9 protein-coding genes are annotated in these 11,242 nt (G+C 59.4%); all 9 read right to left on the bottom strand.

Annotated elements, in window-relative coordinates; genetic code table 11:
* Window positions 1–52: 52 nt before the first annotated feature.
* Window positions 53–301, bottom strand: coding sequence for a glyoxalase superfamily protein (locus NKH99_RS28080; RefSeq protein ID WP_353016908.1), 249 nt, complete (start codon window positions 299–301; stop codon window positions 53–55).
* 49 nt (window positions 302–350) lie between these two features.
* Window positions 351–893, bottom strand: coding sequence for a hypothetical protein (locus NKH99_RS28075; protein WP_353016905.1), 543 nt, complete (start codon window positions 891–893; stop codon window positions 351–353).
* A gap of 22 nt (window positions 894–915) precedes the next feature.
* Complete coding sequence (locus NKH99_RS28070) at window positions 916–1,974, bottom strand: site-specific integrase (protein WP_353016903.1); 1,059 nt, start codon at window positions 1,972–1,974, stop codon at window positions 916–918.
* A gap of 970 nt (window positions 1,975–2,944) precedes the next feature.
* The gene (locus NKH99_RS28065; protein WP_353016900.1) at window positions 2,945–4,939 is read right to left on the bottom strand and encodes a hypothetical protein; all 1,995 of its coding nucleotides are present in this window, start codon (window positions 4,937–4,939) and stop codon (window positions 2,945–2,947) included.
* A complete protein-coding gene (locus NKH99_RS28060; RefSeq protein WP_353016898.1) occupies window positions 4,936–6,228 on the bottom strand; it encodes a site-specific integrase in 1,293 nt (430 codons plus the stop codon). The genes NKH99_RS28065 and NKH99_RS28060 overlap by 4 nt, the downstream gene beginning before the upstream one ends.
* Window positions 6,229–7,027: 799 nt before the next feature.
* On the bottom strand, window positions 7,028–9,121 hold the full coding sequence (locus NKH99_RS28055; protein WP_353016896.1) for a 3'-5' exonuclease: 2,094 nt from the start codon (window positions 9,119–9,121) through the stop codon (window positions 7,028–7,030).
* Entirely contained in the window at window positions 9,121–9,348 is a 228-nt protein-coding gene (locus NKH99_RS28050; RefSeq protein ID WP_353016894.1) for an HTH-like domain-containing protein, read from the bottom strand. Before NKH99_RS28050 ends, NKH99_RS28055 begins: the two co-directional genes overlap by 1 nt.
* A 44-nt stretch (window positions 9,349–9,392) precedes the next feature.
* Complete coding sequence (locus NKH99_RS28045; RefSeq protein ID WP_353016892.1) at window positions 9,393–10,571, bottom strand: HNH endonuclease; 1,179 nt, start codon at window positions 10,569–10,571, stop codon at window positions 9,393–9,395.
* A gap of 124 nt (window positions 10,572–10,695) precedes the next feature.
* A complete protein-coding gene (locus tag NKH99_RS28040) occupies window positions 10,696–11,241 on the bottom strand; it encodes a GIY-YIG nuclease family protein (protein WP_353016890.1) in 546 nt (181 codons plus the stop codon).
* Window position 11,242 lies beyond the last annotated feature (1 nt).

The following is an 11,242-nucleotide window of genomic DNA, read 5'->3' as shown; positions in this document are numbered from 1 at the left end:
GCGCCCGTCGCTTCACCCGCCCAGCAGGGCACAACCCACGCCGGAAACGAACTCAAAACTGGATAGAAACTGGGGGCAACGTCACTGTCACCTCCTCATCAGCAACGTCGCCATCCATCAGCGACGGCGTGCGGCTTCCAACGGACGAATGCAGTTCGTTCCAGTGAGCGTAGCCATACATTCTCGCGACGGCGTTTTGGGCTTTCCCCAATTTGAGCTCGATACCTGCGGCGTAGGCAGCCTTTTTCAGCTTCTTCGCAACGGTCTTGGGCCGTTGCGTGGTCATGAAATAGATCCGCATGGACATGTGCCTCCTTTGACTGGTCCTTCCATTGATGGGATACACCGCATCACAAGAACGCATCCTTGTCCTTCGATAGCGTGACGTCCTGACCGCTTCCCATTGCAGATCGAAGAACCCGAATTTCTTTCTCCAACTCAACGCACTTCTGGGTCAGGCGCGCAATTTCGTTCGCTTGCTCGACGAACTCTAGCTCTGACTCGGCCCAACGTTGCCTGATCAGGGCAATCTCACCCTCGGCGGTGTCGGCCCTTTCCGTGACCGCCTTTCGGACAACCTTCTTGCCCGTGAGCTGCTTCTTCTTGATGTCCACGAGCCACGCCTTGAGGTCTCCCTTCATGTCCGTGTGCCGAGGCTTCTGAAGGAGCGCACGATTCAGACCTGCGCGTCTCAAGACCTCTTCTGCGGTAAGCCTGCCTCCTGCGTAGGGGTACACACCGCCGTGTCTTTCGAGGTCGATCTCGATTGCTCGCTTGGCGCGCGCCACCTTCTCGACCGTCGTTGCGGCTTTTCGTGCAGCCGCCTTCCGCCCTTGATCTGCGAGGTCCCTCGATGGCCTCGGTTTAGTGGCTTTGTCTCTGGTAGGCGGCATGCGAGCATCTACCATCGTGGATCTATGCGGCTTTGCGGCTGGACCAGATCATGCTCGCGGTCTCGCTGTCGGCGAGTACGCGCTCTCGCAGGTCATCCCAGCGCAACAAATTAGCGAGGATTTGCCCCTCGATGTTCGCGAGAACCATGTCCGCACCTTCCTCTGAGGCAGCGGCATGTTCATCAAGCAACTTGGCCAACACCCCGGCGCAATCCGTTTTAGCCCGAGCCATTTCAAGTCGGTGATCGCAACCCGTTCGGCACGCACCGGCGTCCGGAGATCCCCGCCCTTGCGTGCATGGCCCGAACTGCCCGAGTCCTTTTGTGCAGAGGACGCCCGGTCGTACCAACTCCCAGAGGCGGCCGTTGAAGGTCAAGATCTTGATCGCTTCAGACATGCTGTCTGTTCCGAGTGCGTTCTCCCCGCGGCGCATCTTGAAGTCAGCTATACCCACCCGAAGGGACGTAGCCGCCGGCCCACCAGCTGCCCCTGACTCAACATCTGTCAGCGCCTCCTCGGCAACCGCGTAGGCGATCTCGGCGGCAACTTTCTTTACGTCCTGGGCGATGGCTGGATCTGAAAGCATGTATCGTAAGGTCATCTCGAGGTCGTGGTGACCGAAGAGATCCATCAGCACTTGAGGTGCCGCCGCCACGCATAGCGCAATTAAACGCGCCAGTGTGTGCCGCCATCGGTGCGAGTGTGGTCTGCTTTGTCCTGTGAGGTGACTCAACCCCAACTGCGATACAGCCTGGACAACTGGCTCATTCACGTTCCGAAGTGGGGAACCGGCGGGTTCAGCGCCATCCTGAAGCAGCACCCAGAGATGCGCCTTGCCTTCGGGGCGGATGACGCGCGCTATCTCCTGTTGGAGTTGGAGCGCCTTGAGGGCTCGGGGGTGCAGAGGCCAGTCTCGCTCCAGACCGCTGTCACCTTCAGCGTACTTGAAGGTTCTCGCGTAATAATGACCCATCCCATGCGGATCCACAGAACCGTCAGTTCCGTCCAACGCCTCACTTGAGCGGCCACCCGTGCAGAAACTATGGACGCAATAATTCAGGGCTTGGATCACGCCTACCATGATGTTGATGCTGATGGCATCGCGAGGCGGCCACGCAGCGGTTGTTCTACCCTCTCTAGCCCAGGTCATAGTCCACGGCAGGTGAGTCACTGGTTTTCCCGACGCGTCACGCCAAGGGAAGTCGGCTATGATGGCCCTGCGTTCCTCGATCGACTTAGGATGGCTCGTACTGCGTTCGGACCGGGCTGCATGGGCTCGAAGCTCCGCCCAGCACGCGACTATTTGCGAGCCAAGGTTGTCCTGAAGCCACAGCGCTCGGCCGACCACTTCGGTAACAAAGGAGTCACTATAGGGCTCGGTATTTTTGCCCTCCTTCTGCTTCGGCGTGCTCGGCGCCGATTTCCCGCGTCGGGAGGTTTCAAGGGAGGGTTCAGTTGATATTCCTTCGGCCTCAGCCGACTGAGCTTGGAGGGGGAAATCCGACAAGACGCCACGTCCGCCAAGTTCAGCAAGGTTCTTGATGACTGTGCGGATTGTGAGCTGCGAACTGGGGCTTGTGGAAAGGTCCGTGCGCATTCTCTTCCAGTTGTCTACTCGCAAATGGGACCATAGCCGGAGGTCCGGCGACGGCTGGTGGCCTGCCGCCCATCCAGCCATTTTCAAGAGCCACCGCGCTCGGCCTAGCCAAGTGGAGACCTTGACGCGTCTAACACCTGTCTGAGTTCTTCGGGGAAGAGCCAATGCCAAGAGGGACCTTCGGAGGCTCTGGTCGTAAATCGGTACAGCGTCCGTCGTCTCGTGACTATCAGGAAAGCACGAGATCGTGAGGGTTCTGCTGCTTGCTCGTCGGAGGGTTCCAGGAGGTAACCAGATCTCAGGAACGATCCAGATCCTGTCACCGACCCGTACGCCAGGGAAAATCTCGATCCTGCTCACTTCCTCCCAGGGCCTGCCGCCCAGCGACGCATAGTCTCCGATGGCGACAGAAAGCGCCTCTCCCCAGCGTTCAGGGCGAGCTGCTTCAGTGGAGTCAGTAAATTGGGAAGGTATCATGAACCTGGATTTCTCCTGACAAAACCTTGTTCAGCCACCGTTGAGTCGCCTCCTCAACGGCGACAGCATCGAAGTCTGCCAATGTCGCATCCAAGGACGCTGCCTCTTCCTCGAAAGACGATCCAGACCAAGCTGTTAGAGGAATTGTACGCTGAATGTAGATGAGTTCCGCTCTTGCGCGTGCGAGCGGATCGAGACTCTCCTCGAAAACGATTCCGTTGATGCAGCCAGTGCAGCGCTGGACTCGGCAGATGGTGCCTGGGACGTGATCGGGCGATACGTCTCGTGGAGGAGAATCCGGCGAGAGGCATCCCATCCCCAGCCGCGTACGCTGACGCAGGTCTAGTAACCGTCGTTCTTGCTCGGGCGTTATTTCGCCCCGCTCCAGCTTCAGTCTGATCCGGGTCGCATCAAGAACACGTCCGCTCTCAATCTCGGCAAATGTGGCGTCTTGGAAGGCGCGGACGAGCCCTTCGCTTTGCGCGCGATAACGCCGACGGCGAAGGTAGTGAACGAGTGATCGGTAGTCCTCGTGCTGGCCAGCGAGCCGCGCGATCAGGATGTTGTTGCCGCTGGTTATGTATGAGTGGCCAATCCAGGCGTCCCTGGCCTCACCCGTCACGAGGGCAGCAAGCGTTGGGTATTCGGCGACCAGCCCGTGCTTCTCCGCTACGAGCCTCCCTATCGCGTTCAGATGGCTAGAGTCGTCGCTATGCAGATAGCCGACCTCACCTACCTTATTCACGACGTGAAACAGCCATGGACTGCGGGACATTGACTCCAGCCGCGCGACCTCGGCGGCCGTTTCGGGCGTTGCGTCGACTTGGTACTTTGCACGCGCCTCAACCAGCCGTTGGATTACCGTGCGCCTAAGGGGAGCAGTACGCTCGATCATGAATTCGATAATTCGATAGGGATGCCATTCGGGTTTCCGCAGGCAAGGGATGAACACGTGCTTGTCCGCCCTGCCTTTGAAGCTATGAATCACGCAGAATTCGGGCTTCTGGGGATGAGATTCGTACCAATTCTCCTCATCGGAAATGTCGATGCCAACGGCGGTGGCTAGGTTCCAGCCAGTCCCAAGGAGAAAGAGCCAAAAGAAGATCGCCGTGTCTTGGTAGCTGGGATGGAACCAGCGGAGCTTGCCAACGATCCCTTCGCGCGCGCGCTCCGTCATCCCCGGCGCAAGATATTCGGGGCCATAGTGCTTTTGAGTCTGGGCATTGTTCGCCTTATTCAGGCCCTGGGCACCTACAGCATAGAAAGCTTCCTTCGAGGGCAGGGTGTCCCGCGTCAACTCGCGGATTAGCCAGGCATGGTTCTCTCTCTGCTCCCACTCGGCACTCCCCCCTTTTGATTGAGCTCCCCGCGGATCTCGTCCCTCGTTGGCCAGGCGCTCGCCTTCCTGGAACATGGCTTTGATCGACATCGCCTCCTTCTTGACGGCGGTGTACAGCCGTTGGAACGCTTTCAGGTTGATGTCGTCGTTATGGGCTATCGGATCTCGATCGCGTGCAGGCCAGAACAGAGGCGTGGAGCCACTGGCCGCTCTTGCTGCGTCCACTAGGCCCTTGATCTGCTTGTAGACACTGCCGGTCAAACCCTTCGCTTCAGTCCAACGCGTTAGCCCGATGCCATGGCTGTCCTTTAGATCTTCAAAGGACTGGACGGTCTGATCGGGATCGACATTGTCCAGGAACCGCAGAAGCTGACGGCAAGATGACCTGAAGGTAGCCTCGGAGCTTGCCGGAGGACAAAGTGCCCGGAAAACCTCCGCGAGACCAAGAGCGAATCCGAGCCGTCCCTGAAAGTCGCCCGGCCATCTGGCTTGTAACTGTGGGCGCACATCCTCCCGCTTGCGTCCTTCGGCGAACTCAGTCAGGTCTAGCTGATAGAGAGAGCCATCGTGGGCTTGAACCCAGAATTGAAGCGCGAGGTCGCAAGGCAGATTGTGGGATCGCGCTTGGTTCACGACGTCACCTCGCCGTCGAGGGCCCCGGCAAGAAAGTTGTGCCAACCCGCGGCTGCCTCTGCCAAGCCGGAGGCAGTCACTAGCCATCGGAGATAAAGATCAGTCGTCTCCTCGCTTGCGTGCCCTAGTTGCTTTCGCAGCGTCTTGAGATACCAAACTCCTCGTGCCACGACCCAGTCTGCGCCCATATCGGACAACGCCCGGCCAGCCGCCGTGGCCTCATGCTCGAGTGCGTGGAGCACGTAGAAGCAAGCGTAGGTATGCCTGCCGAAGTGCGTATGCCATCGGGCAGGGCGTGGCTCTACAGTATGAAAGCAGTCATAGAGCCGGGCCTTGGAGATTGGAGTGCCCTCGTAGTCGCGGGCGTCGGAAAGAAAAACCCGGGGTGAGGGCGGCCTCTTCGTGCGTTTGTGCCATAGGTAGCGGAGCGTCAACCATCTACCATCTAACCAGTTCCGGATCTCCATAAGAAATGCGATCACGAGGGAGATTGTGCGCGGCTTGCCGCCCTTCGTCACAACCAGAGTGACTGGCGCGCTGATCTGACCCGCCGTTGCCAAATTCTCAAGCGTTTCCTTCGATGGGATCTGATGCTCTTCGATCGCCACGGTTTCGAAAAGACGCGTTCCAGCTGCCACGACGAAACGCGAAGCAAGATACTTTGGGTAGCCCTTCTTCTGTCGAACGGCGTGAAGCCAGGTTGACACCTGCTCCGGCCTAGGGAGGAAACTGACCTTCTTGACGTCTTCCGAATCAGACTCCGGCAGTCTTTCTTGCCTCGATCGAACGAGTGCCGTTCCAAGTCCAGGCAGCTTGGCGCCCGAGGGCCTCTTTACTACCTTGTATTTGATCTCGAATGCAGGTCTTAGGCCGCGGTCGGCCGCCCAGGCTAAGAATGCTGTCGCCTCGTCAGCACGATGATTGGCAGTTCTCGGCGCTATTTTTCGGCCGCTGAGGGACCAGCGCCCCAGAGCCATGTCATTCTGGTAGCGGAGAATCCCATTCTTGTAGCCTACCTCGCGCCAATCCACCTTTTGGTGACCGCACCAATCCACAAACACACCGAGATGCCGCGCTATGTTCTCGACTGTCTTCGCTGACGGCACGTTCTCTGCGTCCCAAGGGGCTGGCCGCCCAAGACCCGCTTCACCCAGTGCGCGTTCGCGAAGATAGCGATTGTGCGCCCGGCAGTACCGCTCCGTGCGGTCAAAAAGGGCGGGCACACCGGCGACTGATTCAAAACCCAAGCCACGGAGCCTCTCTGCGTCGGGGTAGTATAGCTTCGCCATCGCTACGGGCGCTCCCGCACGTTCAGCTTTCGCTCGGCGACAGTTTGCGACCGCAGATACCTTTGTAGTGGCTGGAACTGGTCATGACCCCGCGGTGTTAGGCGCGGCCGGCTAGTCAGTGGTTCTTGCGGCTGCTCGGATGGCTGTCTCGAGCGGCCGACAGTTGCGGCCGGGATATTGGGGAGTATTTTCGGAGGGCACATTTTCATTCGGTACCTCCCGTGCCGCTAGACGGTGCGGACCCTGCCGGACTACCTTCTGCCGCGGGCGCTTGCGTCGCGCGGATTTCCATCACGACGAAATGGCAACAGGTGTTACATTCCTGAGCGCGAGCAGCCGGAGGGCCGCATTCTGCTCGGACGTCCAGGGTGCAGCGTCCTTCAGCGAGGAAATGTAATTGATTGCCGTCGGTCATTGATCGCCTCCTGTGGATACGCACGAGGCTGCGGCGTCGCCGGGGCCCTAGTCAACCGGCGCTGAGAATACGTTCGGGAATTGGTTCGCCCCTTGGATTTCACCGGGCTGTGGACTGCCGCCTGACGCCCATAAACGACGGTTTTCACGGCCAAAGGACTCGTTCCATCCACCAAAGGACTCGTATCGCCACAATGTTTCGGGAGTCCTTGCGCTCAGGCTCCATCGAGGCACACGTTGCCCCTGAGTTATACCCCTCATCGATCTCGGCAGGCGTGTGGATAGCCTGTTTGAAACCTGTTGGAAGTCTGTTGAAGAGTTGTGGAGAGAATAGAGGCCAGAGAGCCGGCCAGAGCCAGACGACCCGGGCAGGCAGCTCGGATTGTCAGTCTGAAATGCGAATCAGATCCTCGAGGAACTCTGAACCCGGCTTCACACTAGACACAAACAAACGATCCCGAGCCCTTGTGGCCGCCACATAGAGAAGCTGCCGTTCTGTCGCGATCACTTCATCGAGCTCGAATTCATCGGCGACGTCCGCCACCCGAGCTGCAAGCGGCAGCACGCCTTCATCGCAGGCGACGATGGCCACGGCACGGAATTCGAGGCCTTTGGCGAGGTGCATGATGCCGACGAGAGCAGATTCTTCGTCCTGCCGACGCGTCGTGGCAGTCCTGAACGACAACCCGGCAGCCTCGGCGACGGCGCGCGCTCTCGGAAGCTGCTCGGGAGAGCGAACGAAAATCGCGATTTCTCGCGGCGCGATACCGTTGTCCAAGGCGCTACGGATGAAAGCGGCCCCCGCTTCTCTCTCAGCCACCTCATCATCAGCGATTACCACTTCCGGCTCGATGCCGTCGAACACTGACACGGTATCGCGGCGATCATCTTCCAGCCCGTCCACATCGCGGATCATCCGAGGAACAAGCCGATCGGCCATCTGCCGGATCTGCTGAGAAGTGCGGTAATTCACCTTGAGCGTGAAGGAACGGCCACGGACGTCGATGCCTAATCCAAGCCAGGAAAACGGTTGCTGGAAGATGCGCTGCCCAATGTCTCCCGCAAAAAAGAGCGCTTCTGGCGCTGCCGGCGCGATAGCAGCGAGGAAACGAAGTTCCGCCACCCCAAGATCCTGGGCCTCGTCCACCACTATATGGGAAAAGGGCTTCTCTTTCCGCCCCCCATAGGTGGCAGTTACGTGCTGGAACAGCGCTGCTGGCGTAAACTGCGCTCGCTGACGCAGTCCTTCGCGAACGCGCGAAAAAACCTGCCATAACGTCTCGCGCTGCTTTTGGCCGAGCCGGTTCTTGCGGCCCATGCGTGGCACGTCCGCGTAAGCGTCCGCGCTCTCGATGTGCCAGGCGTCGACCACGTTTTCCCACTCCGAAAGGAGGAAGCGAGGCGAGAAGTCAGTTACGCCGGCGTCGGCAGCGGCCATCTCGACCAGCTTCCTAACAGTCTCCCTGTCGGCCACATGGGCCTTTCGGCCTGTGGTCAGAGCGTACAGCTCTTCGGCGATGCGCCGGAACGACGCCACCGTGACGCGGTCTGCGATGTCTTGTCGGCCGCCCGCAAGGATTGCGAGCTTCCTTTCCAGGGACTCGGCGAGCGGATCAGAGAAGGTGGTGAGCAACACGCGAGCTTCAGCATCACTTCGCAGGATTCGCATGACGCGATGCAGGGCCACGACGGTTTTGCCCGTCCCCGCCGAGCCGGCCACGCGCACCGGGCCGGAATAGTCGCGCTCGACGACCTGCCTTTGAAGCGGATGAAGAAACACTGCCCACTTCTCAAAGGGTGCGTCGAGAGCCGCCTGAAGCTCTTCGACGCCCTCCAGGACCCGGAGCCGGCGCATCGTGTCGGGATGGGCCAGGGGATTTGCAACCGGCGGCGCCGGTGGCGGAAGAATACCCGTTGTGGCGTACTCCAGCAGTGCTTCGGCTGCTTCCTGAGGCAGATGTCCGGCAAGGGCGAAGAAGGATTCCTCCGTGGCCTTCCGCACATCAGCGATCCAGTCTTCCGGCACGCCGATGGACAGGATCTGATCTGCTCCTAGCCGCTCGAAAATCATCGAAGCCGCGACCGGAGGTGGAGCCTCGAAGGTCATTTCCGTCAGGGCTGGGGCGGAGGGTGAGGGGATCTCTTCGACGCGTTCGCGTACCTCGACGATCTGGATGGCGCCGGTCGCCGGATGCGTCTCGATGCGCCGCCGCTCCGCCCATGCGTAGGCGTCGTCGTGATGGTTGACATAGGCGAGCATCAGGCTGCTGCCCGTCTTGTGAACGATGATCCGGATGTCGCGGCTGACCCGCACCGACCAGAAGTTCGGATCCTTGGACTTGTCGATGCGGTGGAACTGCAGCCCGGGCCGATCTGGCTCCGTCATCAGAGTGAACGCCGTCAGTTGCGCCTGCTTCTGCTCGTCATTCGCGAGCTTGGCGAGGGAGGCGGTGAAGCTATCGGCGAGGATGGTGGGCATCAGGCCTTCCTGATCTCAACATACCGCGCCAGATTCATACCCTTCTTGATCTCCGTCGCGTGAGTGACAGGTATCTCGGCGCGCGCTGCGAGCACCTTCAAAGGCATGCCATCGAGCTGTGTCGCGAACTTTATCCCAAACAGATGTACGGACAGCGCCTGTTCACGAACGGCAATTCCCTGATGATACATGCGGGCCAACTCACGCGCGGCTTCATCAATCGTCATCTCCCGCTCCCACTGTTGGGTCACCCATCAGAAGCTTCTTTCGCTCACTGCGGAAACCCGTTGGCTGCCCTATGTCTTGAGAGGAATACTTGCATGCGAGCGGTTGGTTTCCGGGACAAGCTCATATTCTCTTCCAGAAGACCACTATGCGAAGCCATCTCCTGGGTAGCTAGAAGCACGCCATCCTCATCAAAGGAGATCAGCCCGGCATCGAAAAGAGCGTCGAGTGTCGCAACCAGAGGCAATCCGTTCTCGGGATCGAGACGCTCCTCATTTGTTGCGGCTCGCCATGGCAACAGATGAGAGGCTCGAATGACTGCGCCGAGCGAACATCCCGTGACAGCACACCGTCCATCCCAAAGGGCAAGTACACGTGCGCGGAATTTGCCCTGACCCAGTCTGGCGAGTACCAGCTGCTCTCGCTGGGTTGCCGAAATAGATGTATCCGCATCGAGGGCGGCAAGGTCGGAAGCGGTAGAGCTCTCCGAAGGGCTGAGTGCGTCAACAAGTGACTGCTTTGGTTGGACGGCGACTATGAAGCCGTCTCTGTTGCAGACGAAGTCAGCAACGTTCTGACCGTCCGGACCCACAAATTTCAGACAGCCGCCATCCATCGAGCGGCGCGACCCGTTGCCGTCAATGAACCGATAGGGGACCGGGACCTCCCCGATCTCCTTGAAGATGCGAACCAAATGTTCCTTGAAATAGTCGGTGCGCGCCCCATCCCCTGCACCATCGCTCCCGAGCGTCTCTCGTTTGAACAACCCGTGCGAAGACTTCGAGAAGGGAGCCGAGGCTGCTGACCCGTCAGCCTTTAAGTAGTCCGGGATATGTACCCGCAGCGGCGCGAACGCCGGATCACCCTCCAGAAAGTCCTTCAGCGACATTCCGCTTCGAGGTTCGATCCAGTTCTGGGGGCCGCTGACATTGCCATCCCGGATCACGCCTGCGGCTCGACTGGGGCTCGTAAACGTGTGGTCATGGGCGAAGCCAAGCAAGTTGGGCTTTTCGGTTCCAACCAACACCCCTCGACGCACAAGCGAATCGCGTTCCGCGCGATCCCGTTTGTCGCTCGCCGAACTTTCTCGCACCGCGCTCGAGTCTGCGAGGACGACAAATCCGCCGTCCGGCAATAACCGTCCAAACGCTTGCGCGTCGCCTGACCGATATCGGAACGTGAGTTTCGGGACCGTTCGATCTATCTGCTTTTGCAACCTCGCCATCACCTAGGTCTCAGCGCTCAACTTGGCGGTCGTTCCAGTTGACCGCGGGGGGACCAGTGCGGTTAGAACGATAACGGCGACAAGATTTCCGCAAGCGCAGCGGTCGGAGATGGTTGGACATCAGCTATTCTTCCTCCTCGGAGAAATCCTCGTCCGTCGGCGTCTCATCCTGTCGGCTCAATGCGACCTGCCGAAAATGCGTGACGTCATTGCCGAAAAGACCGCCCTTGAGATTCTTGATTGGCTCCCCCGCCATGATCAGTATGGCTTCCAAGTGATTTAAGACATTTACGCGATCGGTCCGTATCTCGTCGGGCACCTCACGCAGGCCACGTACGTCCGCTGTCGCATCCCAATCGACGTCGCATATTCCGAACCAGGAGAACCGTGTCCAGCGCTCGGATAGGACGCTGTGCGCATGCTTTCGGAGTCGCGGATACAGCCGCCTATTTTTGCCGCCTGCTTGGCCGACGTAGATCAGCCTGAACGTATCGTCGTAAAGAGCGTAGATGCCTCGTTGCTGCGAGAAATCAATACGTCCGCTCGACTTCCGGCGTTCGCCGAGCCCTATCAACCGCCCGTGACGTCGCTGCTTCCAATCGACCTCTTGCTTGCGCCAAAAGAGCCCATAGTTGCGGATCAGCCGCCCTGTTTCCTCAGTGGCGACCATC

The organism is Mesorhizobium sp. M0854, assembly GCF_040319815.1.
Taxonomy (GTDB): Bacteria; Pseudomonadota; Alphaproteobacteria; order Rhizobiales; family Rhizobiaceae; genus Mesorhizobium.
Note: the sequence above shows the minus strand (reverse complement) of the source record. Positions and strands in the feature narration are given on the sequence as shown.

Bases quoted from the DNA above. Each gene is read 5' to 3' on its own strand.
- NKH99_RS28080 (WP_353016908.1), bottom strand. From the start codon at position 301: ATGCGGATCTATTTCATGACCACGCAACGGCCCAAGACCGTTGCGAAG.
- NKH99_RS28075 (WP_353016905.1), bottom strand. From the start codon at position 893: ATGCCGCCTACCAGAGACAAAGCCACTAAACCGAGGCCATCGAGGGAC.
- NKH99_RS28070 (WP_353016903.1), bottom strand. From the start codon at position 1,974: ATGGTAGGCGTGATCCAAGCCCTGAATTATTGCGTCCATAGTTTCTGC.
- NKH99_RS28060 (WP_353016898.1), bottom strand. From the start codon at position 6,228: ATGGCGAAGCTATACTACCCCGACGCAGAGAGGCTCCGTGGCTTGGGT.
- NKH99_RS28055 (WP_353016896.1), bottom strand. From the start codon at position 9,121: ATGCCCACCATCCTCGCCGATAGCTTCACCGCCTCCCTCGCCAAGCTC.
- NKH99_RS28050 (WP_353016894.1), bottom strand. From the start codon at position 9,348: ATGACGATTGATGAAGCCGCGCGTGAGTTGGCCCGCATGTATCATCAG.
- NKH99_RS28045 (WP_353016892.1), bottom strand. From the start codon at position 10,571: ATGGCGAGGTTGCAAAAGCAGATAGATCGAACGGTCCCGAAACTCACG.
- NKH99_RS28040 (WP_353016890.1), bottom strand. From the start codon at position 11,241: ATGGTCGCCACTGAGGAAACAGGGCGGCTGATCCGCAACTATGGGCTC.